Source organism: Nocardia salmonicida, from assembly GCF_036142455.1.
Lineage (GTDB): Bacteria > Actinomycetota > Actinomycetes > Mycobacteriales > Mycobacteriaceae > Nocardia > Nocardia salmonicida.
The window spans coordinates 6586755-6608765 of sequence record NZ_CP108014.1 but is presented as its reverse complement, the minus strand read 5'-3'; the positions used below and the strand labels follow the sequence as shown (position 1 = coordinate 6608765).

Sequence of the window (22011 nt, the reverse complement as noted above, 5' to 3'; positions counted from 1 at the left end):
ATCACCCCCGGTGATCGGTCTGCGTGAAACCGAGTCGTCGCACGTGTTCGGCGGCCTGGTGGACGATTTCGACGGCGCGCGGGTCTCCCGCCACGGCCTTCGGACCCATCACGCGCCCGATGTCCCGGCAGATGAGCACGTGTTCGGCAATCATCGCGGCCCGCTGCTCGTCGGCGGTGCTCACCGAACACCGCCGCTCACGGGCCACCCCATGCGCGACCGAATGCAGCTGGCCACCAGGGCCACCGAGACGTCGCGGGTGACCCCCAGCGCCGCCTCCACATCGGCGTGCGTGGCCGACCCGTGCCGGTACAGGTGACGGGCCAGGGCCTTCACCTTGGGCATGACGTACCTGATATCCGGTTCGATGTGCCGGGGCACGCGCACGGTCTCCCCGAAGTACTCGCGGTCCTCGGCGCTGCCGTTGCGCACCGCCTCCCGCATGTCCTCCCAGGACGGCGTGCCACCGCAGGCGAACACCGCTTCGGCGTAGATGCCTGCGTAAGCGATCTCCGCCCCGTGCGGGCCTTCCCCGGTGAACGTCACCACGCCGTCATCGGCCCCGGCAGTGATTCCGTGGACCCGTGCGCCGGACAGCACCGCCCAGGTGGCATGCCCAGCTTCATGGACGGCCACCCGCAGGCGGGTGCGCTCGGCGTCGGTCAGGTCGGCCAGTGTCAGCTTGCTCATCGGTTCGTCTCCGTGTTCGTCGTCAGGGTGGTGGTGCGCCCGCTGCCCATCGGCAGGATCGGCCTGCCATGTGCATCACAGCCGGGCGGAACGGGATGGCCGACACGATCGCGCCGGGGCTGTGGATCGGCGGGGCGGTAGGCCAGGCCGACGACATCGGTCACGCACTCGAGGCAGCGGAACTTGTGGATGTTGCCCCGGTACACCGTGGTCGGCGTACCGCAGTCGGGGCACTGCCCATCGGTCAGACGGGCAGCGCGCTGGAGGGGGTCGGCCTTACCCATGGCGCAGGCCCTGAAGTTCGGCACGGTGCTTGTCGGCCAGCGCATGCCGTTCGGCCGCGTGCCGTGCCCGCAGCGCGTTCACGGCAACCCGTTCGGAGGTCGGCGCGGACACGGCGTCGGTCACCGCTGCCAGTTCCAGGGCGGCGGCCAGGTTGGTCGCCGCCTGGTCCATCGCCCGCACGCGCGCCAGCAAGTACTCCCGGTAAGGCTCACCGTTGGCGACCGTGCCGCCACGGGCCAGTGCGGTCGCCAGCGGCCCGTCCAGGGCCCGGGCGGCGTCGATCAGGGCCACCGCCCAGGACCCGCTGGTGACCGCGCTCGCGCTCATCTCGGCGAACTCCGACACAGGGACGCGGGCCAACTTCCTCGCGATCTCGGTCAGGGCCTCCCGCATACCGTTCACGGTCGTGTAGACCGTCGCCCGGACGCGGGTCTGGGTCGGGTCGGCCATGACCCGCGCGGGCAGGTCGGACAGGATCGCGGCCACCTCGGTGGACAAGACGAACTGCTCGTCGTACTCCGTCGCCAGGTTCTTCCGGCGGCGGTCGCGCTTGGTGTTCTGGTCGTCGGCACGGTGATCGTGTTCGCGCACGATGTACCCGGAGCGGGTGCCGAAATAGGTCGGTGCAGACATGATATTTCCTCTATTTATAGAGTCTGACCTGCTGTTATGGCAGGCCGCGGGGACTATGGCTTGCTGTAGGTGAGGCGAATCACGGGTCAGATTTCGTCGTCGGCAGGCAGCAGATAGTGGTGGCTCCACACGCAGCTCCAGGTGTGGCCGCAGGGGCATGCGTAGAGGGCGAGGACCGGTGCCGCGCCACCGCGCCACTGAAGGGCGAACGGGTCGCAGATGGTGTCGAGCCGGGTACACCCTGCGCGGACGCAGCTGGCGCAGTAGTCAGGCATGCCGAGCGGCTCAGTGGTCGGCTGCGGGGTGGTGACGGTGTTTGCCATGATGGTGTTCTCCCTTGTTCCTCGGCCCCCGAACGGATTGCGCCCGTTCGGGGGTCGTCTGCTGTCAGGCGTCGGTGTCGGTCTCGGTGAGCCGTCGCAGGGTGTCGCGGCGGTCGCGCTCGATGGCCGTGCCCGGTTCGGGCGAAGGCGGGCGGGGCGGGTGTCGGCGTTCATCCGGCGCGGTGCCGTCATGCGAGCGCAGCCGGGCAACAGCACGGAGACGGTCCTCCGGCGTATCGCCGGGGATGCGGATGCGGGTCTGGCTCATGGGGTTACCTCCGTGTCGGCGAGGGCGTCATTCCGCCGCCCGGGATCTGTGTGTGTGCGTTGCGGGATTCCTTCCCGCAGCTCCCCTGCGTGTTCTCCGTGTGCAGTGCGTCCCTATAACGCACTGACGCACACTCCGGGAGCAGTTCGTTAGTGCGTTTTGACGCACACCAACGCACTAACGCACTGGGGTCATTCGCGCAGATCAAACGGTCCCCCGCTCTCCTCGACGTAGTGCCGATGCGAGTTCTTCGGCCCCGGTTCGACCCGGATCAGACCATCGGCCCGTGCCCGCCGGATGGCTGCGCGCACATCCGCCTGCGAAGCGCCCTGGTTCATCAACTCGGTTTCGATCGCGCGCCCTGACAGACCGGGCTGCGTACGGAGAACCGCGAACAGGCCGGGCAGCATCGCGCTCCCGGCGGCGTCCTTGCGGCTACCGCCTTCGTAGGCGAGGCGGCGGGTATCCGGGTCGAACGACAACGCGCCTTCGGACAGGGACACGTCACGACCCAGCGCGGAGAAGTACCGGGCGGCGTCTTCGTCGGTGTCCTGCGCCTTCGGGTCGCGCACGATTTTCCACAGCGCGTCCGGCCAGTCGAGTAGACGGGAATCACCACGGGCGCGTTCGTTCTGGTGGCCCATGTGGGTGACCACGAGCGCCTCACCGACCCCCGCTTCGGCCAGCATGTCGTCAAAGGCCACCAGGAACCGCCCGGCGTCCTTGTCCTCGGACAGACCCAGCGCGTCCAGCACCGGGCGAAGGCAATCGAGAATGACGACATCGGCCCCGGCGCAGCGCCGCGCCCATTCGGTTCGCCCGGTGCGGTCCAGGATGTCGAACGCAGATACCTTGCCGCGCAGCGACAACACGGTGATGGCGTCGGTACTGCGGATGCCTTGGTCACGCAGCCAGCGGCGCAGGGTCCGCGTATCCAACTCGGTGTCGATCAGCACCACCTTGCCCACGGGCTCGACAGGGAACCGCCCCAGGAACGCACCACCGTCGACCAGCGCCCGCGCGGCGTTGCCGACCGTGGTGGACTTGCCGGACTTGTAGGCGGCGGCGAGCAGCACGCGCCCACCGATAGGCCAGAGTTCGCCGATGCGGTACGCAGCAGCGTCGTCAGGTTCTGAGAGCAGGTCGGTCAGGCTGACGAACTCCGGCGGCGCGACCACACCGCCTGCTCGCTGAACGATGAGTTTCTGTGCGGCAGTACGTGTTTCGATCGCATCGGCCTGCCGCTCGATATCCAGGCGGCGACCCGCTTCGGCCAGCGCCGCCGTGTCGGCGGGACGCAGTGCGGCGAGTTCGTCAACGGTCGCACCGCACTGGACCAACTGGGCGGCGGTCATGGTCAGGCACACGTCATAGCGCCGCCCCTGCGCCCTTTGGGCAGCATGATCGTCTCGCCACCAGCCGACCGCCCTTGCCGCCCAGTCGGTCCCAGCGCGCTCGATTTCGCCCGGGGTGTACTTGGTGTTGGGGTCCAGCCCACCGGCGCGCACGGCGTCCACTGCGACCTTGTTCCCGGCGCGCACGCGCCTGCGACGTTCGTTCCGCTCCCAGGTCTGCCGCTTCCACTGCGCGGCTACTGCGGTGGGGTCGTCGTAGACATGGGCGGCGACGTGGTCGGCCTGTTCCTGCTGCGTCGGGCGGCCTTCGGGCAGGTACGCCGCGACCCAGCTACGGCGCACGACGGGTGCACCGTCGAACGTGATCGGCTGGTCCTGTTCGTGCCGGTCGTAGAACTTGCGCAGGAACTCCAGCCCGTTCGATCCCTCACCGAGCCGCTTCGCGATGTCGTCGTCACGGTCCCACCCGGCCAGCAGCGCGGCGAGATGGCCGCTCATGATCTCGGTGGCCTCATCGGTGTAGACCCGATCGGCGTATTCGGCGCGGTCGGCCTGGTCGGCGGTATGATTGTCCACTGAAGGGACCCCCTTCCCCTTGCTAGACGGCCCGCCTCCGTACTCCTCGGTCAGGCGGGCCGTTCTGCTGTCAAAGTCGTTGTGCGAGTGCGAATTACGTGCTCTGCGTCAACCCCTGCCGGGGGTCACCAGGCGCGCCTCCAACCATTCGGCGATGTCCTGCGCGCGGTAGCGGACCCGCAGCCCTTCTTTGATGTAGCGCGGGCCGGTGCCCCGCGCGCGATCCTGCGCCAGCGCGCCCGGCGTGAGCCCCAGGTACTCGGCGGTCTGCGCGCAGGTCAGTAGCTCGGGCAATTCGACAGTGCGAGAAGACATTTCGGCGTTCCTCCGTGGTGAGCGTTTCGTTCTCTGTCAATAGATTGCCCTAAAGAACGATCGTCAGATACCCTTTAAAAGATCCTTTCCGCAACTCACACGATGATCGGAGACACCCCTATGAGCGCCGCACCGGGCACCGTGAAGGCCGTGCGCCTGCCGGACCCTTCACGCAGAGAAGGCGAACCGGTGATGGACGGGCAGTTCCCCGCGATGGACAGCCCGGTCGTGGTCGAACTGCACGGCCGTCCGCACCGGTATGTGGTGCGGGTGACCAGGACTGCCGACGACGGCCCGGTCCTGACCGACCTGCGCATCCTGAGCGACGACTCGACGCCGGTAGACCATGCGGTGCTGAGGTCGGTGAATCTGCGCCGCCTCACACACGCCGCGCTGCGCTACCTGGCCAGCGGCGGCGGACACTTCGCCGCACCCGGCGAAGTGGAGTCGTTTGCCACGCCGGAGAAATCCGACGATATCCGCCGCCACCATCGGATCAACGACGCGAGATTGATCGACGTGGCCGGACACGTCGGCGACGCGCTAGAGGCCATCAAGAAGGGCGATCCGGTCCAGATCCTGGAGTTCGTAGGCGAGCGCCTGAACATCGGCACCGCGCAGGCGGGCCGATTGATCCGCAAGGCGAAGGCCGAAGGACTCCTTCCGAACAAGCCCTTGCCGCGCCGGAAAAAGGTGATCGGTGTCGAGAAAGGAGGCGGTGACATGCCGTAGTCGCTGCGCAGCTCCACCACCACGAGAAACACACGACGAGAAGGAAATTCGATGGCCACCGTTCACAAGTACGAGAACAAGGGCGGCGTGTTCTGGGAAGTGCGATACCGCACCCCTGACCGCCGACCGACCCGCAAGCGCGGATTCACGACCAAGCGCGACGCCGAACGCTTCGGCAACAGTGTGGAGGTCAGCAAGGACACCGGCGTCTACGTCGATCCCAGCGCCGGGAAGATCACCGTGGGAGATCTCGGCCCGCACTGGCTGAGCAACCAGCGCGGCCACATGAAGCCCAGCGGCTACCGGTCCTATGACTCGGCCTGGCGCATCCACGTCGAACCGCACTGGGGCAAGACGCCGGTCAGCGCCATCAAACCCACGGCCGTGAAGGCGTGGGTCACCGAATTGTCGACGGCACCGAAGACCGGCCGGAGGACAGACACGGGGCTCAGTGCCAGCACCATCGAGACGTGCTTGCGGGTGCTCGCCGGGGTGCTGGCCGACGCCGTGTCGGACCGCAGGATCGTCAGCAACCCTGCGCGCGGGGTGAAGTTGCCGAAGCGCCGCCCGAAGGCCCGCAGGTACCTGACGCACGCCCAGGTGGCCGTGCTGGCCGACCAGGCGAAGCACTCGGCCATCGTGGTGCTGCTGGCCTACTGCGGGTTGCGCTGGGGTGAGCTGGCCGCGCTGCGGGTGCGCGATATTGATTTCCTGCGCCGCCGCATGACGCTCATCGAGAATGCGCCGATGGTCGGCACGGAGGTGGTCGTCGGCTCATTGAAGGGCCACACCAATCGCACCGTTCCGATTCCGAAATTCGTGGCCGACGAAATCGCAGCGGTGTGCAGGGGCAAGGGCCGCGACGAATTGATCTGGGCGAATAGCAAGGGCGAACACCTCGGCCCGCCCGCGTCCAAGGATTCATGGATGTCCGGCGCGGTGGCCCGGTGCATGGCTGCGGATGAGACGTTCCCCAGGGTCACCGCGCACGACTTGCGGCACACCGCCGCGTCTCTGGCCGTGTCGGCCGGGGCCAACGTGAAGGCCGTCCAGAAGATGTTGGGGCACAAGTCGGCAGCGATGACGCTGGACGTCTACGCCGACTTGTTCGATGACGATTTGGACGCCGTGGCCGAACGGCTGGAACAGAGTGCGTCCAAAGTGAGGCCAAACGCCAGTTCCCCGAAGGCGGCTAGCGCGTAAAAAAGGCTCTGACCTGGGCCAGAGCCTTTCTTTCGAGATGAGCCCCCTGTCAGGATTGAACTGACGACCTTCGCTTTACAAGAGCGGTGCTCTACCACTGAGCTAAGGAGGCGGGTACTGCGGCGACCATCATAGCCGCGCACGCCGACCGCGTGACACCGGATGGGTGTCACGCGGTGGCGGAGGAGATCAGGACTGGGCGCGAGCTGCGTCGTCGGCGGCCATCGCATCACGCAGGCTCTTGGGCCGCATGTCGGTCCAGTTCTTCTCGACGTACTCGACGCACGCTGCCCGGCTTTCTTCGCCGAACACGACACGCCAGCCCGCCGGGACCTCCGCAAACGCGGGCCACAGGGAGTGCTGCTCTTCATCGTTGACCAGAACGAAGAAGCGGCCGTCCTCGTCGTCGAAGGGGTTGGTGCTCATTTCACCTCACTGGATACTGGCGCTGTGTACAGGATCACTGCGCGGCCGCTAAGCCACGAGCGTTGTGTCGACCCTAGCAAGGCATACGTTACTGGTAGGGAGTTACCCGATGCTGTTCCGGTCAGAGTCTCATGCGGCGAAGAAGTCGAGCAAGATCTTGTTGACCGCCTCGGGACGCTCCAGGTACCCGTAATGACCCGTATCCGGGATCTCCTGGTAGCGGGCGCCGGGAATAGCCTCGGCCACCTCACGCGACAGGTACGGCGGAATCATCCGATCATCGGCGAACCCAATTGCCAAGCAGGGCACCGTAATCGAACGGTAGGCGGCGACTCGGTCGAATTCGTGGTCCATGGCCCGCTGCGCCCGGACACCGGGCGAAGGGGCCCCCACGGAGAACTCGAACAGGTCGAGCCAATCGCGCGCCGCGTTGGTGTCGGCCATCGTCGCCGGTGACAGGTTCATCACCGCGCTCAAGGCCGCCTCGAACTTCGCGGGCAGCTTCACGGCCGACGCGTCGAGCTCCTGCTCACCGGCCGACAGCGTCTTCTGGAACTGATCAAGCCTGCCGTGACCGGCCATGAACACGGCCTTGCGAACCAGGTCGGGCCGGGCCAGCGCCAGCTCCTGCGCCACCCGCGCGCCCATCGAGGTCCCCGCGATCAGCGCGGGACCCTCGTCCAGGAACTCGATCAGCGCGGCGGTGTCGGCCACCAACTCCTCGATCCGCATTCCGCCCGCGGCCTCGAAAGTCGGCGCGATCCCCCGGTTGTCGAACACACAGACCCGATAACCCGCCGCGACCAGCGCGGGAACCTGATGTAGCTCCCACACGCGCCCAGGCGACCCGGTCCCCATGATCAACACCACCAGCGGACCACCGCCCTTGACGTCCGTGCCCTTGGTACGGTCGCCCTTGACCTGATAATTCAGTGCGATGCCGTTCACCGTGGCCAGTGGCATGAAACAAACCTCTCTGCGGGGTTGATCGTGTGCTACCCCACGGTAACGGGACCGCCACGACACGGCACCGGGGCGGGGTGTTACGCGTCGCTACTTCATCGGCCGTGCGCCGGCGCCCGATAGTATTGATCACTCGCAGGTAGAGCGCAGGGAAACCGGGAGGACGAACCCATTATGGCCGCGAAGAGCACCGCCAACGACATCGCCGACGACGAACTCGAGCCGCTTGCCGACGAAACCGCCCGCCAGGCACAGAAGGTCGTCGCGGCACACGCCGAAGACGCCGACGAGTGCCGCATGCTGCTGTCCATGCTCGGCATCGCCCCCGCCTGACACAGCGCACCCCTGCGACGCATAAGGATGCGTGAGTGGACCAAATGATCGATCAACCGTCCAATGACCGTCCGTCCGAAAGCAGTGAACCCCTCGCGCCGACCGGCGCGGGTTCGGGATTTGTTGTCGTCGCCAACCGGCTTCCGGTCGACCTCGAACGCCTGCCCGACGGCACCACCAGATGGAAGCGCAGCCCCGGCGGGTTGGTGACCGCGCTGGAACCGGTGCTGCGCAGCAACAAAGGCGCCTGGGTCGGCTGGGCAGGCGTGCCCGATGTCGAGGTCGAACCGATCATCGAAGACGGGCTCGAGCTGTATCCGGTGCCGCTCACGGCGCAGGAGGTGGAGGACTACTACGAGGGGTTCTCCAACGGCACGCTGTGGCCGCTCTATCACGACGTGATCGTGCGCCCGGTGTACGACAGGGCTTGGTGGGCGGCCTATGTCGAGGTCAACCGGCGTTTCGCCGAGGAGACCGCGAAGGTGGCCGCCGAGGGTGCGACAGTATGGGTGCAGGACTACCAGCTGCAGTTGGTGCCCAAGATGCTGCGCATGCTTCGCCCCGATCTGACCATCGGCTTCTTCCTGCACATCCCGTTCCCGCCGGTCGAGCTGTTCATGCAGATGCCGTGGCGCACCGAGATCGTCGAGGGCCTGCTGGGCGCCGACCTGATCGGTTTCCACCTGCCGGGCGGGGCACAGAACTTCCTCTACCTGGCCCGCAGACTGGCCGGTCAGCCCACTTCCCGTGGCACCATCGGCGTTCGCTCGAAACTGGGTGTCGTGCAGGTCGGTTTCCGCACGGTCCGGGTGGGCGCGTTCCCCATCTCGATCGATTCCGCCGAACTCGACGAGTCCTCCCGCCGTCGGTCGGTGCGGGAGCGGGCCGCACAGATCCGGGCCGAGCTGGGCAATCCCAAGAACATCATGCTCGGCGTCGACCGCCTCGACTACACCAAGGGCATCGACATCCGGCTCAACGCGTTGCAGGAGCTCCTCGAAGAGGGCCGCGTCGACCCGACCGAGACGGTGATGGTGCAGCTGGCCACCCCCAGCCGCGAACGCGTGCAGAGCTACATCAAGATGCGCGGCGACATCGAACGCCAGGTGGGCCGGATCAACGGTGAATTCGCCCGTGTCGGCTACCCGGTGGTGCACTATCTGCACCGCCCGATCCCCCGCGACGAACTGATCGCCTTCTTCATCGCCGCCGACGCCATGCTGGTGACGCCCCTGCGCGACGGCATGAACCTGGTCGCCAAGGAGTACGTGGCCTGCCACAGCGACCTCAACGGCGCGCTGGTGTTGAGCGAGTTCACCGGTGCCGCGGCGGAGCTGCGCCAGTCCTACCTGTGCAACCCGCACGACCTGGACAGCGTGAAGGACGCGATCATCGGCGCACTCGACGACGATCGCGACACCAAGCGCCGCCGGATGCGGTCGCTGCGCCGTCAGGTGCTGACCCACGACGTCGAACGCTGGGCGCGCGCCTTCCTCGACGCGCTGTCGCACAGCAATATCGCCGGTTCGGCCCTGATGAGCGACGAGCAGACCTACCCGGCCGACCAACGCTGACGCACACAGCGACCTCACAGCGTCGGTCCAGCCACTTCCCAGCGGGGTGGTGGAGCATAGGGGCATGAGTGGTGTGCCTGATGTGCCCGAGGCGCGGGTGCTCGTCGTCGACGACGAACCGATGATCGTCGAGCTGCTGGCGGTGAGTTTGCGCTACCAGGGGTTCGAGGTGGCGACGGCGGCCGACGGCGCCGAGGCGCTGGACCGTGCGCGCACGTTCCGGCCGCAGGCGCTGATCGTCGACGTGATGATGCCCGGCATGGACGGCTTCGGTCTGCTGCGCCGGCTGCGCGCCGACGGGATCGACGCACCGGTGCTGTTCCTGACCGCGCGCGACGATGTCGACGACAAGATCACCGGGCTCACCCTCGGCGCCGACGACTACGTCACCAAGCCGTTCAGCCTGGAGGAAGTGGTGGCGCGGCTGCGGGTGATCCTGCGTCGCGCCGGCCACGCCGAGCCCGAGCGGGCGAGCACCCGGTTGCGCTTCGCCGATATCGAACTCGACGACGACACGCACGAGGTGTGGAAAGACGGCGAGCCGGTTGCGTTGTCCCCCACCGAGTTCACGCTGTTGCGCTATTTCGTGGTGAACGCGGGAAGTGTACTGAGCAAACCGCGGATCCTGGATCACGTGTGGCGCTACGACTTCGGTGGTGAAGTCGGCGTGGTGGAGACCTATGTGTCGTATCTGCGCAAGAAGGTCGACACCGGCGAGCAGCGATTGATCCACACGCTGCGTGGGGTCGGCTATGTGATGCGTGAGCCGAAGCGGTGAGCAGACTCCCCTTGCGGGTGACGTTGGTGCTGATGTTGGTCGTGTTGGCCGGATCCGGTTTGGTCGCTTCGAGTTTCGTGGTCACCAAGGCGATGGAGAACTCGCTGCAGAACCGCACCGATCAGCAGTTGCAGGACGCGGCGATGGAATGGGAGCGGCGGGTGGGGCTGCCCGCACCCAATCTGCCCCCGCCCTCCTCGGAATCCGGACAGCCGCCCGGGCGCTACTTCGTCACGGCCGAGAGCACCGACGGCACCCGAAAAGTACGCCTCGACAATGTCTTCGGTACGAATGCCGAGCCCGACCTCCCCGACCCTCCCGCACTACAGCCGGTCACGGTCGGCTCGTTGGACGACTCGGGCGACCAGTGGCGAGTGCTCACGGTCAACGGCCATCGTGCGACGGCGACGGTCGCGTGGCCGCTGGCCGAGAACATCGAGACGCTACGCAATCTCGTTGTGCTGCAATTGATCGTCGGCGCCATCGTGCTGATCGTCTTGGCCATCGCGGCCTATTTCGTGGTGCGCGGCAGCCTGCGCCCACTGCACCGGGTCGAAGCGACGGCGGCGGCGATCGCGGGCGGCGAGCTGCATCATCGAATCCCGGTGCACGGCAATGTCACCGAGGTGGACCGACTGTCCCGTTCGCTGAACAGCATGCTGACCCAGATCCAGCAGGCTTTCGCGGCCACCGAGGCCTCCGAAACCGCGGCCCGCGAATCCGAGGCGAAGATGCGCCGTTTCGTCGCCGACGCCAGCCACGAACTACGCACGCCCCTCACCACGATCCGCGGCTTCGCCGAGCTGTACCGCCAGGGCGCGACCACCGATCCGGCGATGTTCATGAACCGCATCGAGCACGAGGCCCAACGCATGGGCCTGCTGGTCGAAGACCTGCTCATGCTGGCCCGCCTCGACGCCCAACGCCCCGTCGAACTGGGCCCGGTGGATCTACTGGCGATGGCGGGCGACGCCGTCCACAGCGCCCGCGCGGTCGAAGCCGCCGAAGGACAACACCGCCCGATCACCCTCGAGATCGCCGAAGGCACCGGCACCCTGGAGATCCTCGGCGACGAACATCGCCTCCGCCAGGTCCTCACCAATCTCCTCGGCAACGCCCGCACCCACACCCCCGACGGCACCTCGATCACCGTCCGCCTGACCCCCGCCGCCGACGAGGTCCAGCTCGAGGTCGTCGACACCGGCCCCGGGCTCTCCACCGAGGAAGCCGACCACGTCTTCGAACGTTTCTACCGAGCCGACGCCTCCCGCACCCGCCGCGTACACACAAGCGGCAGCGGGCTCGGCCTGTCCATCGTGGCCGCGCTCGTCGCGGCGCACGGCGGCACCGTGCGCGTCGAATCGACTCCCGGCGGCGGCGCCACCTTCGTGGTGCGCCTACCGCGCGGCGAGTAGGTCAGACCGGCGTGACCTGGGAGACCAGCCAGCGGTTGTCTGCCTTGTCCAGCGAGACCCGCACGCGACTGCCAGAGGTAGTGCCCTCTGGTGAGTCCTTGCTGGTGGTCAGCTGGTTCAGGTAGAGCAGGACGACCGCCTTCTCGGGGTCGGCGGAGACGACGCCCTCGGCCTGGGTGGTGGCCTTGACGGTGAGCTGCTTCTCCTTGGCGCCGGGTGCGATGGCCTGTTCGATCAGCTTCAGGTACTCGGCGCGGAACGACTCGGTGAGATTGTCGGCAGCCCTCGGCAGTTCGGTGTCGACGGTGGCGGGCTCATAGGTGAACATCGCACTCACCGTCCGGCTCGCGCTGCTCATCGCGTCGGTGCGCGCCTGCTCGGTCTTGTCCTGCTGCCACAGCTGATATCCGCTGACACCGAGGACGATGGCCGCGATCAAACCAGCCGCCGCGAGGGCGCCGAAGACGATCTTGATTCGGTTGCTCATCCCACGAACTCCACTTTCGACACGGTCATCCCGGAATCGCCCTTCGACACCGTGATCCGGAATCGGTACTGCCGCGCCTGCGGTTCGGCCGACCCGGTATTACTCACCATCTGCTTGGCGGCGACCAGAACCTTCGCCGAATTCTCGTCGACCGACTCGATGCCCGACTCGACCACCTCGCCGGTGGAGACCACCTTCGCCTGCTTCACCACATCCATGAACGGATCGACGCGACCGTCGAACTCGTTCTTGAACTCCCCCGAAGCCACCGACAGGATCCGGTCGATGTCCTCCTTGGCGGAGTCGGCGCGAATGGTGGTCAGGTTGATGACCGCCTGACGCGCGGTCTGGGTGTACTGCGCGCGCAGATCCTCGTCCTGGCTCCCCGACCGCGCGGCGAACGCGGCGAACCCGGCACCGACGACCAGCGCCAACACCAGCACCGCCGCGGCGGCGAGCCCGATGATCTGCCCGAGCCGCGTCAGCTTCGCATCTTCTTCGTCGAGCTCGGCCGAATCATCGTCGGCCTCGTCCACCACCGCGGCCTTCGTCAACTCGACGGGAACCGCGACTACTGTGGCTTCCTCGGCATCGGCCACCTCGGCCGATTCAACCGCACCCGCGTCGACTGTCACGTCGACGACCTGCCCGTCCTCCACCGGCGGACCCGCCGACCTGGCTGCCCGCCGACGCGGGCGGCCGTTGTTGCTCTCACTCATCTCTGCTGCTCCTCCAACATCGCCTGCCAGCTGGCCGGGACAGTGCCCGAACCGTCGGCGGCGATATCACCTTGGCGGTACATGCGTCCGTCCGGGCCAAGATAGCTGCCCGTGGACGGATCATAGGGGCGCGTAACGGCGGGGGTGACTCCGCCGGTGGACGCCCCGGTGGGGGCCGAGGCCGGGGCTACCGGCTGCGGCGCGCCGAACGGCGGGTTCGTGCCCTGTGGCACGTACCCCGTCCGGCACAGTTCGGGAGTGGGTGCCCGAACACCGGGATACTCCATGCACGGACTGTTGCGAATACCGCGCACTTCGATCGGAGAATCCTGAGCTACCTTGCAGTACAGCCCTTCCGGAGTGTCGATCGGGCTGAAGTCACTCGGCTCACGCCACTGGTCGGCGGGTAGGAAGCCGGTGGTGCAGGCGGGTGGGTCGTGGACCACGGTCATGAAGTCGACCATCGCGCCGTACTTGGTGGGTCCGCGCAGGACCGTCCGCAACGCCGCGATCAACGGCGGGAGAACGACCAGAAGTTGTTCGACACCCGCGTGATACGTCACACCGACCTGGCCGAGACTCACCAGATTGTTCGCCAGCAACGGCAGCGTCGGACGCAGACTCTGGAACTGCTCGGTCACCTTTTGCATCGCGGAAGGACTGTTGTGCAACAGGTTTCGCAAGGTCGGGTCGGACTCGCGGAGCTGATCGGTGAGAGTCGCGAGATCGGTTGTCCAGGACCGGATATTGGCGTCGGACTGGATCTGGGTGTCCAGCAGCGGGCCGATCTGATCCAGCAGTTTCTTCGTCGGTTCCACATCGGTTTCGGCCTGCTGCACCAGCAGTGCCGCCGAGTCGATGAACCGCTGCAGGTCAGGACCTGCGCCGTTGAACGCCAGGAACGCCTCGTCGATCACCTGGCGCAGTCGGGTATCGGCGACGGTCGAGAGCAGCTTGTCGGTCTGATCGAGCAGCGAGCCGACGTCCTGCGGCAGCTTGGTGCGCTGCACCGGGATCACCGAACCCTCGCGCAGATCGCCCGAGGTGGAATTCGGCTCCGGCACCAGGTCGACGTACTGCTCGCCGATCGCCGAAACACTGCGCACCCAGGCGGTCGAGTCCGACGGCACCTTGTAGTCGCTGTTGATCGACAGATCCGCTTCGACCCCGGCGGGGGTGAGCCGCACCGCTTCGACCTTGCCGATGTTGGTGCCGCGGTAGGACACATTGGCGGTCGGATACAACCCGCCGGTGGCGGCGAGCTGCACGACCACGTTGTAGCGGCCGATGCCGAACATCGCGGGCAGCTGCACATACGTCCCACCCATCACGACCAAGCCGATCACGGTGAGGACCGCGAAGATCGCGAGCTGAACATGGACGAACCTGGTGAGTTTCATCGTCCCGCCCCTTCCTGGCCGGGCAGCGGCACGGTGATTCCGGGGATGGAGGGCAGACCGGGAATGGGTGGCAGTCCGGGCAGGGTCGGCGTCGGCGCCGCACTGGGGGCGGGCGCCTGCGGAAGCTTCGTCGGATCGCCCGCGTCGGTCGCCGTCGACGGCGCGAAAGTACCGAGCACGCCCTCGACACCACCGAAGCGTCCGCCGAGCGGAGTACCGGTGAGCCAGTTGCTGTCCAAGCGCTTACCGGTCAGGTCGAAGGTGATGTAGAGGTTGAGGTAGTCGCCCTTGATCGCGTTGCCGATGTTCCTGATCGGGAACGGGAAGGAGGGCAGGATGCCCATCGCGTCGACGAGGTTGGTACCGGTGTTCGCCAGGGTCTCCAGCACCGGGCCGAGGCTGGCCAGGTTGGCCTTCAGATCGTCGCCGCTGGTCTGGATGATTCGCTCGGTGACATCGCTGAGCTCACCCAGCGCGGTGACCGCCCTGGTGATGTTGGCGGTGCGGTCGGCGAGTGCGGTCAGGGCCGGGTGGATCTCGTCGATCGCGCGGGCCAGCACGTCCTTCTGGTCGGCGAGGTTGCCCGCCAGCCGGTCGAGGCCCTCCATCGCGGCGATGATGTTGCCGGTCTGCTTGTCCAGGCCGGTGGTCAGCTCGTTGAGCTGCGGCAGCAGGTCGGCGATCTCGGCCTCGCGACCGCTGAGCGCCGCGTTCATCTCCCTGGTGATGGTCTCGAGCTGGGCGATGCCGCCGCCGTTGAGCACGACCGACAGCGAAGACAGCACCTGCTCGGTGGTCGGGTAGGCCCCGGCCCGCTCCAGCGGGATCACGTCATTGTTTCGCAGCTGACCTTGAGCGGGTGTATTGGTAGGCGCGGACAGCTCGACGTGATTACTGCCGAGGAGGCTGGTCTGCCCGATCTTGGCGATCGCGTTGGCAGGCAGTTTCACCTCGGGATTCAGCGACACCGTCACCAGCGCGTGCCAACCCTCGACATCGATCCCGGTGACATTGCCGACCTCGACGTCGTCCACGCGCACCGGCGAATTCCGGGTCAGCGTGGTGACATTGGGCATCTGGATCCGCACGGTGTACGAACCGGGCCCTCGGCCCTCGGAGCCCGGCATGGGTAGCGAGTTCAGTCCGTCCCATTGACAGCCGGTAGCGCCGAGCGTCACAGCGACGCCCACCGCCAGCCCGGCGAGCATGCGTTGGGGCGTCATCGTTGTCCTCCTGGAACCGCGAGTCCGGCAAGACCGCTCGGCACGGTGATCGGAGCCGTCGTCGGGGCCACCGGCGTGGACGGCACCTCCGCGGCCAAACTCGGCGGGCTGTACGTCAACTGGCCGGGCAGGGCCTGCGTGCCGCCGACCGGGTTGAGCATGATCGGCACGTAGTTCATCGCCAGCGAACTGATCACCGGGGCGATGAATTCCGCGCACAGGTCCGCCGACCGGTCCGAGTCGTTGTGCTCGAGCGCGCGGACGGAACCGCAGAGGAAGGTCAGCGGGCTGGACGTATTGTTCAGTGACACAGAGCCGCTGAGCGAGCCCTGGGCCGGCTTGTAGATCTGGTAGAAGTTCACCAGCGCGGTCGGCGCGGAATGCAGCAGCCGTTCGATCTCCGGCCGCTTGTCGACCAGCGTCTGGGTGACATCGGCGAGCTGCTCGACACTGTCGGTGAGCTCGGCGCCACTGCCTTCGAGGAAACGCTTCACATCGGCGAGCGCCACATCCAGACTGTCCAGTCCCGCACCCAGCTCCTCCGACGCACCGGCGAGTACCGAAGCCACCGAGGCCAGACGGCCGCCGAACTGCACGATCTGCTCGTTGCTCGCCGAGAGCACCTCGACGAACTTCTGCAGATTGCGGATGGTGCCGAACAGGTCGGTTCGCCCGTCGGACAACGTATTCAGCGTGGCCGACAGTTCGCGCAGGGTGTCACGGAACTTCTGGCCGTTGCCGTCGAGGTTGTCCGCGGCAGTGTCGACGAAACGCCCGAACGAGCCCTGCTTGTCGTCGCCGACAGGCCCGAGAGCGGTTGCGAGATTGGAGAGTTCGGCTTTGATGTCGTCCCACTCCACCGGGACCGCGGTGCGCTCGATCGGGATCTGCGCGCCGTCGACCATCTTCGGGCCACCGTCGTAGGCGGGCGCGAGCTGGATGAACCGGGCCGACACCAGCGACGGTGCGATCAGCACGGCGCGCGCGTCGGCGGGCAGGTCGATGCCGCGGTCGACGGACATCCGTACCTGCACCCGGCCCTCGCCGGGCTCGATCGCGTCGATCTTGCCGATCCTGACTCCGAGCATCCGTACCTCGTCGCCCGCGTACAGGCCGGTGGTCGAGGTGAAGGCGGCGGTGATCTTGGTCTTGCCGATGCCGAGGGTGGTGTAGACCCCGACCGCGACCAGCGCGACGATCACCACCACGGCGACCGCGAGCGTCCAACGTGGCACGCCACGGACTTTCGATGCGATGCTCATCGCGGCGGATCCTCCTCGGTCGGCACGATGCTCGGCGGCGCCGGGTGCGTGAAGATGTCGATCAGGTCCTGCGGCAGGTGCTCGGGCCAGACCAGTGCGTCCACCAGTGGACGCAGCTCGGTACTCGTCGCGTTCACCACGTAGGCGTTGAACCACGGACCGTTGCCGACCTGCTCGCCGAGTGCCGAGGCGTAGGGGCCGATACGCTCCAGCGCCTCCGTCAGGTTCTGCTTGTTGCGCTGCAACAGACCGAGCACCGAATTGAGCCGGTCCAGTGTCGGTTTCATCTGCGCCTCGTTGTCGGCGACCAGCCCGGAGAGCTGCTTGGCGACCGAGTCGACGTAGACGATCAGCTGGTTGATGGCGGCACGACGATTGTCGAGTTCGCCGAGCAGGTTGTTGCCGTCGAGCAGTAGCGCGTTGAGCTGCGAACTACGGTCGGCCAGCACCTTGGTGACGTTCTGCGCCCGGCCGAGCAGATCGGTGAGCGCCTGGTCGCGCGTATTGAGGCTGCGCGAGAGCGCGGTGACACCGTCGAGGGCGTTGCGCAGCGGGCCCGGTGTATCGGCGAAGGCGGCCGAGAGCACATCCAGGGTCTTGTCGACCTGATCCAGGTCGAGATCGCGGACCGTCGCGCCGAGGTCGCTGAGTGCCTCGTTGAGCGAGTACGGCGAGGTGGTCCGGTCGAGCGGAATGGTGTCGGAGGTACGCAGCGCGCCCTGTCCGGTCGGCACCACATCCAGGGACTTGCGACCGAGGACCGTGTTGGTCTTGATCGCGGCGGATGTCTTCTGGCCCAGCACGATCGACTCGTCGAGGGTGAACTTCACCAGTACCTTGGGTCCGTCGAGCGAGACCTGATCGACTTCGCCGGACCGCACGCCGGCCACGTGCACCGGGTCGCCCGGCACCAGCCCGCCCGCGTCGACGAAGAACGCGGTGAAGGTCGCGCCGGAGCGGATGAACGGCAGCTTGGTGTACTGCAGAGTGGCGAGTGAGATCGTCACCACCAGCACAATGCCGACGATGCCGACGACGACCGACGACGACTTCTTCTCACTCATTGGGCGTACACCTTCCGGTCGCCTGCAGACCCGGCAACTTCACTTCCATCGGCTGGCCGTTCGGGCCGTCGACGACGAGGTTGGTGCCGCATATGTACAGCTGCAGGAACGAACCGTAGGCGCCGACGCGGACGAGTTGCTTGTAGGTCTGCGGCAGCTTCTCGAGCACCCATTCGAGGTGGTCGGAGCCGTTGTCGAGGTTGGTAGCCAGCCTGCCGGTCTGCTCGATCGTGTTGCGCAGGTCGGGGCGGGCGGTGGTGAGCAAGTCGTTGAGTTCCTTTGTCGCACCGGCGATCCGCGGCAGCGCGGCGCCGATCGGATCGCGCTCGGCGGCCAATCCGCTGACCAGGCGCTGTAATTCGTCGATCGTGGTGGCGAACTGCTCGTCGCGATCGTCGATGGTGGCCAGCACCGTATTCAGGTTGTCGATCACGCTGCCGATCAGCGCATCACGGTCGGCGAGGGTCTTGGCGAAGCTGCCACCGCTGTTGAGCAGTGAGACCAGCGTGCCGCCCTGACCCTGGAAGATCTGCAGCAGCGCCGAGGTCAGGTCGTTGACCTGACCCGGATCGAGGCCGCGCAGCAGCGGCTTGAACCCGCCGAGCAGCAGGTCGAGATCCAGCGCGGGCGTGGTCTGCTCCTTGCCGATGGTGGAACCGTCCGGCAGTCGACGCGCCGAGCCCGGGCCCTCCTGCAGCTCCAGATACCGGTCACCGACGAGGTTCTCGTACTTGATCACCAGGCGCGTGCTCGAGAGCACGGAGTACTTGGTATCCACGTCGAACTCGACGTGCGCGAGATCGTCGTCGCCGACCTTCACCGAGGACACCGAGCCGACCGGCACTCCGGCGATCCGCACCTTCGAACCGGGCAGCATGCCCGAGGAGTTGGTGAACACCGCCTTGTAGCCGTTCTCGCTGGAGAACCGTGCCTGACTGAGCACGATCGCCAAGCCTGCGAACACGAGTGTCATCACCACGGTGAAGATCGCGAGCTTGACTGTTGTCGCCGTGTTCTTCACCGTGTCACTCCCGGCAGCCCTTCCAGCAAGAGCTGGAAAATCTTTGGCGCCTTGTCGTTCAATGCGGGGGGCGCGGTTGTTGGTGTGTACGGCCCGCCCTCACTGGTATCGGTCACCACATAGTTCGAGTGGCTGTCCGGCGCGCGGGTGACAACGCCCTCACAATGCGGTCCGCCGGTGGCGTTCACCTTGGGCAGGTCCTTGGGATAGGTGTAGGGCTTGGAGCCGGGCATGAGCGAGGCGTTCATACCGACGCCGGGCAGCAATCCGCCGAATACCTCCTCGGCCAACGGCATCAGCGGCCCGAGGCCGTTGATGACGCAGCTCAACGCAGGCGCGTACTCGAACAGCAGGCTGGTCGTCGGCCGCAGCAGATCGAGCGCGGTGACGAGCTGGGATTCGTTCTCCCGCAGTACCGAACCGGTGGTATCGGCCAGTCCGATCACGTTCACCAGCACATTGTCGAGCTCGGCTTGCAACTCCGCGATCGTCTTCGCGGTCACCGTGGCGTTGTCCACGGTGCGCAGCAGTGCCCCGGAGGCATCGGCGTAGATATTGGTCACCTGGGCTGTCTTGTCCAGATCCTGTTGCAGGGTGGGTAGATACGGGTTGATCTCGCGCAGGTAGCGATCCGATCGGACGAGCAGGTCGCCGAACTTGTCGCCGCGGCCCTGCAGCGCGGTACCGAGCGCGGTCAGCGTGGCGTTGAGCTTCTCCGGTTCCACCTGGGCGAGCACATCGGACAGGTGCTGGAACAGCGTGTTGAACTCCACTGTCACCGAGCTCGCCGCGACCGTGCTGCCCGGCTTCAGCGAGCTGGACGAAGCCTGTTCGGGGACCACGAAATTCACGTATTTGGCGCCGAACACCGTGGTCGAGCGAATATCGACACCCGCGTTCGACGGCACCAGCTTCAGCTGTTCGGGGTCCACCTCGAGCAGGATCTGCGCGCCGTCGTCGTGCAGGTTGATCTCGGCGACCCGGCCGATCTCGACGCCGCGCACCTTCACCTTGGCGTCGGGGTCGAGCACGAGGCCCGAGCGGGGAGCGTCGACCACTACCTTCGCGGTGGTGGTGAACGCGCCTTGGAACAGGGCGAACGCGAAAACCGCGAGCCCGACGAGCAAGCCGATCATCGTGAGCGCGGCGAGCTTGCGCCCGAGCCCGCCCTGCAATGCGGCAACGATCCGTGAAGAGTCCATCACGCTATCCCGAGAGGTGGAAGTTGCCGGAGGTGCCGTAGATGGCCAGCGAGATCAGCAGCGTCACAGTGACGACCGCGATCAGGGACGACCGCACCGCGTTACCGACCGCGATGCCGACGCCGACCGGACCACCCGCGGCGTGGAAACCGTAGTAGGTGTGGATGAGCATTACGGCCAGTGCCATCACGATCGCCTGCGCGAAGGACCACAGGATGTCGCTCGGGATGAGGAACGTCGAGAAGTAGTGGTCGTAGACGCCTGCCGACTGCCCGTAGATCACGACGGTCGCGAAGCGGCTGGCGATGAACGAGGCGATCACCGCGAGTGCGTAGAGCGGCACGATCGCGATCATGCCCGCCAGCACCCTGGTGCCGACCAGGAACGGAATCGGCCGGATCGCCATCGATTCCAGCGCGTCGATCTCCTCGGCCACTCGCATCGCGCCCAGCTGTGCGGTCGCGCCTGCGCCGATAGTGGCGGCCAGGCCGATGCCGGAGATCACCGGCGCCGCGATGCGCACGTTGATGAGAGCGGCGAAGAAGCCGGTCAGCGCCTCGACACCGATGTTGCCGAGCGAGCTGTAGCCCTGCACCGCGATGGTGCCGCCCGCCATGAGAGTCAGGAAGCCGACGATCACCACGGTGCCGCCGATCACGGCCAAAGCACCGCTGCCCATGCTGATCTCGGCGATGAGCCGGATGGTCTCGGTGCGGTAGTGCACCAGCGCGCGCGGCACCGAGCCGAGCGCCTTGACGTAGAAGATCGCCTGATCGCCCAGGGAATCCACCGATTTCGACATCCGGTCGAAACGGCGGACCGTGCGCGGAAACTTGCTGCGAACTATGAATGCCATCGTGTCACCGCACCGTGAATTTCAGGCCGATCGCGGTGACAACCACATTCACCACGAACAACGCCATGAATGCGAATACCACTGTTTGGTTCACAGCGTCACCGACACTCTTGGGTCCGCCTTTGACCTGGAGCCCGAGATAACAGGCGACCATTCCGGCGATCAGGCCGAACAGGCCCGCCTTGATTTCGGAGATGATCAGCTCGGACAGATTCGTCAGTAGCGGAATCCCGTTGACGAACGCGCCGGGATTCACGCCCTGGAGGAAGACCGAGAACACGAAGCCGCCGGCGATGCCGATGGTGCACACCAGGCTGTTGAGCATCAGTGCCACGAACATCGAGGCGAACACGCGCGGCACGACCAGTCGGCTGACCGGGTCGATGCCGAGCACCTTCATCGCGTCGATCTCTTCGCGAATCGTGCGTGCGCCCAGGTCGGCGCAGATCGCAGTGGCGCCTGCGCCTGCCACGATCAGCACGGTGACGATCGGGCCGACCTGGGTGACGGCACCGAACGCGGCGGCCGCACCGCTGAGGTCGGCAGCGCCGATTTCGCGCAGCAGGATGTTGAGGGTGAAAACCACCAGCACCGTAAACGGAATGGCCACAAGCAGAGTCGGCACGATCGAGACGCGAGCCACGAACCAGGCCTGGTCGATGAATTCACGCCATTGGAACGGCTTGCGGACGGTGGCGCGCGCCACTTCCGCGCCGAGTTCGAAGAATCCGCCGACCGCCCGCAACGGGACAGCAAGGAGGTTTGTCATACCGAATCCTCCTCAATCGACGGGCGGACTGATTTGTCCGCGTACCCGTACTTCACCGCCACCCCGATCTGAAGACTGCCCAAAGACTAGAACATGTTCCTGCTAATGTCTGCCATTTTCGTAGACTCAGAACAGGACT

The 22011-nt window shown here is 66.4% G+C and carries 26 protein-coding genes and 1 tRNA gene; 6 read left to right on the top strand and 21 right to left on the bottom strand.

Annotated features, from left to right (window positions below; genetic code table 11):
• Position 1: 1 nt before the first annotated feature.
• From OHS03_RS30980 to OHS03_RS30945, 8 genes are all read right to left on the bottom strand, one after another.
• Positions 2-184, bottom strand: a complete 183-nt coding sequence (locus tag OHS03_RS30980; RefSeq protein WP_328658919.1) for a hypothetical protein — start codon at positions 182-184, stop codon at positions 2-4.
• Positions 181-690, bottom strand: a complete 510-nt coding sequence (locus OHS03_RS30975) for a M50 family metallopeptidase (protein WP_328658917.1) — start codon at positions 688-690, stop codon at positions 181-183. Before OHS03_RS30975 ends, OHS03_RS30980 begins: the two co-directional genes overlap by 4 nt.
• Complete coding sequence (locus OHS03_RS30970; RefSeq protein WP_328658915.1) at positions 687-974, bottom strand: hypothetical protein; 288 nt, start codon at positions 972-974, stop codon at positions 687-689. The genes OHS03_RS30975 and OHS03_RS30970 overlap by 4 nt, the downstream gene beginning before the upstream one ends.
• Positions 967-1608 carry a hypothetical protein gene (locus OHS03_RS30965; RefSeq protein WP_328658914.1) on the bottom strand — a complete coding sequence of 214 codons (642 nt, stop codon included), beginning with the start codon at positions 1606-1608 and terminating at the stop codon, positions 967-969. Before OHS03_RS30965 ends, OHS03_RS30970 begins: the two co-directional genes overlap by 8 nt.
• 86 nt (positions 1609-1694) lie before the next feature.
• Positions 1695-1931, bottom strand: a complete 237-nt coding sequence (locus tag OHS03_RS30960; protein WP_194825686.1) for a hypothetical protein — start codon at positions 1929-1931, stop codon at positions 1695-1697.
• A gap of 64 nt (positions 1932-1995) precedes the next feature.
• Positions 1996-2199 carry a hypothetical protein gene (locus OHS03_RS30955; RefSeq protein WP_328658912.1) on the bottom strand — a complete coding sequence of 68 codons (204 nt, stop codon included), beginning with the start codon at positions 2197-2199 and terminating at the stop codon, positions 1996-1998.
• A 191-nt stretch (positions 2200-2390) separates the two neighbouring features.
• Positions 2391-4130 (bottom strand): AAA family ATPase, encoded by a 1740-nt coding sequence (locus tag OHS03_RS30950; protein ID WP_328658909.1) that lies wholly within the window; start codon positions 4128-4130, stop codon positions 2391-2393.
• A 108-nt stretch (positions 4131-4238) separates the two neighbouring features.
• Entirely contained in the window at positions 4239-4445 is a 207-nt protein-coding gene (locus tag OHS03_RS30945) for a helix-turn-helix transcriptional regulator (RefSeq protein WP_194825683.1), read from the bottom strand.
• Positions 4446-4565: 120 nt separating this feature from the next.
• Here OHS03_RS30945 and OHS03_RS30940 point away from each other — a divergent pair, with 120 nt between their 5' ends.
• Together OHS03_RS30940 and OHS03_RS30935 are read left to right on the top strand one after the other, a co-directional pair.
• Complete coding sequence (locus OHS03_RS30940; RefSeq protein ID WP_328658907.1) at positions 4566-5177, top strand: hypothetical protein; 612 nt, start codon at positions 4566-4568, stop codon at positions 5175-5177.
• A gap of 51 nt (positions 5178-5228) precedes the next feature.
• On the top strand, positions 5229-6380 hold the full coding sequence (locus tag OHS03_RS30935; RefSeq protein WP_328658905.1) for a tyrosine-type recombinase/integrase: 1152 nt from the start codon (positions 5229-5231) through the stop codon (positions 6378-6380).
• A gap of 40 nt (positions 6381-6420) precedes the next feature.
• Here OHS03_RS30935 and OHS03_RS30930 read toward each other — a convergent pair.
• From OHS03_RS30930 to OHS03_RS30920, 3 genes are all read right to left on the bottom strand, one after another.
• A tRNA-Thr gene (locus OHS03_RS30930) sits at positions 6421-6492 on the bottom strand.
• Positions 6493-6569: 77 nt separating this feature from the next.
• On the bottom strand, positions 6570-6806 hold the full coding sequence (locus tag OHS03_RS30925; RefSeq protein WP_022565839.1) for an MbtH family protein: 237 nt from the start codon (positions 6804-6806) through the stop codon (positions 6570-6572).
• A 129-nt stretch (positions 6807-6935) separates the two neighbouring features.
• Positions 6936-7769, bottom strand: a complete 834-nt coding sequence (locus OHS03_RS30920; protein WP_056818821.1) for an alpha/beta fold hydrolase — start codon at positions 7767-7769, stop codon at positions 6936-6938.
• Positions 7770-7943: 174 nt separating this feature from the next.
• On the opposite strand from OHS03_RS30920, the gene OHS03_RS30915 reads away from it, so the two are divergent.
• The 4 genes from OHS03_RS30915 (at position 7944) to OHS03_RS30900 (ending at position 11869) form a co-directional block, all read left to right on the top strand.
• Entirely contained in the window at positions 7944-8102 is a 159-nt protein-coding gene (locus tag OHS03_RS30915; protein WP_165610244.1) for a hypothetical protein, read from the top strand.
• A 44-nt stretch (positions 8103-8146) separates the two neighbouring features.
• Entirely contained in the window at positions 8147-9676 is a 1530-nt protein-coding gene (locus OHS03_RS30910) for an alpha,alpha-trehalose-phosphate synthase (UDP-forming) (protein WP_056818823.1), read from the top strand.
• A gap of 64 nt (positions 9677-9740) precedes the next feature.
• The gene (locus tag OHS03_RS30905) at positions 9741-10454 is read left to right on the top strand and encodes a response regulator transcription factor (protein ID WP_328658903.1); all 714 of its coding nucleotides are present in this window, start codon (positions 9741-9743) and stop codon (positions 10452-10454) included.
• A gap of 32 nt (positions 10455-10486) precedes the next feature.
• On the top strand, positions 10487-11869 hold the full coding sequence (locus tag OHS03_RS30900) for a sensor histidine kinase (RefSeq protein WP_328664488.1): 1383 nt from the start codon (positions 10487-10489) through the stop codon (positions 11867-11869).
• A 1-nt stretch (position 11870) separates the two neighbouring features.
• Here the strand turns inward: OHS03_RS30900 and OHS03_RS30895 are convergent, their stop codons facing one another.
• The 10 genes from OHS03_RS30895 to OHS03_RS30850 are packed head-to-tail and all read right to left on the bottom strand — an operon-like array spanning position 11871 to position 21872.
• A complete protein-coding gene (locus OHS03_RS30895; RefSeq protein ID WP_328658901.1) occupies positions 11871-12356 on the bottom strand; it encodes an Rv1363c family protein in 486 nt (161 codons plus the stop codon).
• On the bottom strand, positions 12353-13075 hold the full coding sequence (locus tag OHS03_RS30890; protein ID WP_328658899.1) for an Rv1363c family protein: 723 nt from the start codon (positions 13073-13075) through the stop codon (positions 12353-12355). The genes OHS03_RS30895 and OHS03_RS30890 overlap by 4 nt, the downstream gene beginning before the upstream one ends.
• Positions 13072-14475 (bottom strand): MCE family protein, encoded by a 1404-nt coding sequence (locus tag OHS03_RS30885; protein ID WP_328658897.1) that lies wholly within the window; start codon positions 14473-14475, stop codon positions 13072-13074. Before OHS03_RS30885 ends, OHS03_RS30890 begins: the two co-directional genes overlap by 4 nt.
• Positions 14472-15698 (bottom strand): MCE family protein, encoded by a 1227-nt coding sequence (locus OHS03_RS30880; RefSeq protein ID WP_328658896.1) that lies wholly within the window; start codon positions 15696-15698, stop codon positions 14472-14474. Before OHS03_RS30880 ends, OHS03_RS30885 begins: the two co-directional genes overlap by 4 nt.
• Positions 15695-16960, bottom strand: coding sequence for an MCE family protein (locus tag OHS03_RS30875; protein WP_328658894.1), 1266 nt, complete (start codon positions 16958-16960; stop codon positions 15695-15697). The genes OHS03_RS30880 and OHS03_RS30875 overlap by 4 nt, the downstream gene beginning before the upstream one ends.
• Positions 16957-18024 (bottom strand): MCE family protein, encoded by a 1068-nt coding sequence (locus OHS03_RS30870; protein ID WP_328658893.1) that lies wholly within the window; start codon positions 18022-18024, stop codon positions 16957-16959. The genes OHS03_RS30875 and OHS03_RS30870 overlap by 4 nt, the downstream gene beginning before the upstream one ends.
• Entirely contained in the window at positions 18017-19045 is a 1029-nt protein-coding gene (locus OHS03_RS30865; protein ID WP_328658891.1) for an MCE family protein, read from the bottom strand. Before OHS03_RS30865 ends, OHS03_RS30870 begins: the two co-directional genes overlap by 8 nt.
• Entirely contained in the window at positions 19042-20247 is a 1206-nt protein-coding gene (locus tag OHS03_RS30860; protein WP_328658889.1) for an MCE family protein, read from the bottom strand. Before OHS03_RS30860 ends, OHS03_RS30865 begins: the two co-directional genes overlap by 4 nt.
• Positions 20248-20251: 4 nt before the next feature.
• Positions 20252-21103 carry an MlaE family ABC transporter permease gene (locus tag OHS03_RS30855; protein WP_062982725.1) on the bottom strand — a complete coding sequence of 284 codons (852 nt, stop codon included), beginning with the start codon at positions 21101-21103 and terminating at the stop codon, positions 20252-20254.
• A gap of 4 nt (positions 21104-21107) precedes the next feature.
• Complete coding sequence (locus OHS03_RS30850; RefSeq protein ID WP_194825668.1) at positions 21108-21872, bottom strand: MlaE family ABC transporter permease; 765 nt, start codon at positions 21870-21872, stop codon at positions 21108-21110.
• Between the last annotated feature and the right edge of the window lie 139 nt (positions 21873-22011).

What these genes read in the sequence shown, in the direction of transcription:
- OHS03_RS30975 (WP_328658917.1), bottom strand. Translation starts at nt 690, where the DNA reads ATGAGCAAGCTGACACTGGCCGACCTGACCGACGCCGAGCGCACCCGC.
- OHS03_RS30970 (WP_328658915.1), bottom strand. Translation starts at nt 974, where the DNA reads ATGGGTAAGGCCGACCCCCTCCAGCGCGCTGCCCGTCTGACCGATGGG.
- OHS03_RS30965 (WP_328658914.1), bottom strand. Translation starts at nt 1,608, where the DNA reads ATGTCTGCACCGACCTATTTCGGCACCCGCTCCGGGTACATCGTGCGC.
- OHS03_RS30960 (WP_194825686.1), bottom strand. Translation starts at nt 1,931, where the DNA reads ATGGCAAACACCGTCACCACCCCGCAGCCGACCACTGAGCCGCTCGGC.
- OHS03_RS30955 (WP_328658912.1), bottom strand. Translation starts at nt 2,199, where the DNA reads ATGAGCCAGACCCGCATCCGCATCCCCGGCGATACGCCGGAGGACCGT.
- OHS03_RS30945 (WP_194825683.1), bottom strand. Translation starts at nt 4,445, where the DNA reads ATGTCTTCTCGCACTGTCGAATTGCCCGAGCTACTGACCTGCGCGCAG.
- OHS03_RS30940 (WP_328658907.1), top strand. Translation starts at nt 4,566, where the DNA reads ATGAGCGCCGCACCGGGCACCGTGAAGGCCGTGCGCCTGCCGGACCCT.
- OHS03_RS30935 (WP_328658905.1), top strand. Translation starts at nt 5,229, where the DNA reads ATGGCCACCGTTCACAAGTACGAGAACAAGGGCGGCGTGTTCTGGGAA.
- OHS03_RS30925 (WP_022565839.1), bottom strand. Translation starts at nt 6,806, where the DNA reads ATGAGCACCAACCCCTTCGACGACGAGGACGGCCGCTTCTTCGTTCTG.
- OHS03_RS30920 (WP_056818821.1), bottom strand. Translation starts at nt 7,769, where the DNA reads ATGCCACTGGCCACGGTGAACGGCATCGCACTGAATTATCAGGTCAAG.
- OHS03_RS30915 (WP_165610244.1), top strand. Translation starts at nt 7,944, where the DNA reads ATGGCCGCGAAGAGCACCGCCAACGACATCGCCGACGACGAACTCGAG.
- OHS03_RS30910 (WP_056818823.1), top strand. Translation starts at nt 8,147, where the DNA reads ATGATCGATCAACCGTCCAATGACCGTCCGTCCGAAAGCAGTGAACCC.
- OHS03_RS30905 (WP_328658903.1), top strand. Translation starts at nt 9,741, where the DNA reads ATGAGTGGTGTGCCTGATGTGCCCGAGGCGCGGGTGCTCGTCGTCGAC.
- OHS03_RS30900 (WP_328664488.1), top strand. Translation starts at nt 10,487, where the DNA reads ATGTTGGTCGTGTTGGCCGGATCCGGTTTGGTCGCTTCGAGTTTCGTG.
- OHS03_RS30895 (WP_328658901.1), bottom strand. Translation starts at nt 12,356, where the DNA reads ATGAGCAACCGAATCAAGATCGTCTTCGGCGCCCTCGCGGCGGCTGGT.
- OHS03_RS30890 (WP_328658899.1), bottom strand. Translation starts at nt 13,075, where the DNA reads ATGAGTGAGAGCAACAACGGCCGCCCGCGTCGGCGGGCAGCCAGGTCG.
- OHS03_RS30885 (WP_328658897.1), bottom strand. Translation starts at nt 14,475, where the DNA reads ATGAAACTCACCAGGTTCGTCCATGTTCAGCTCGCGATCTTCGCGGTC.
- OHS03_RS30880 (WP_328658896.1), bottom strand. Translation starts at nt 15,698, where the DNA reads ATGACGCCCCAACGCATGCTCGCCGGGCTGGCGGTGGGCGTCGCTGTG.
- OHS03_RS30875 (WP_328658894.1), bottom strand. Translation starts at nt 16,960, where the DNA reads ATGAGCATCGCATCGAAAGTCCGTGGCGTGCCACGTTGGACGCTCGCG.
- OHS03_RS30870 (WP_328658893.1), bottom strand. Translation starts at nt 18,024, where the DNA reads ATGAGTGAGAAGAAGTCGTCGTCGGTCGTCGTCGGCATCGTCGGCATT.
- OHS03_RS30860 (WP_328658889.1), bottom strand. Translation starts at nt 20,247, where the DNA reads ATGGACTCTTCACGGATCGTTGCCGCATTGCAGGGCGGGCTCGGGCGC.
- OHS03_RS30855 (WP_062982725.1), bottom strand. Translation starts at nt 21,103, where the DNA reads ATGGCATTCATAGTTCGCAGCAAGTTTCCGCGCACGGTCCGCCGTTTC.
- OHS03_RS30850 (WP_194825668.1), bottom strand. Translation starts at nt 21,872, where the DNA reads ATGACAAACCTCCTTGCTGTCCCGTTGCGGGCGGTCGGCGGATTCTTC.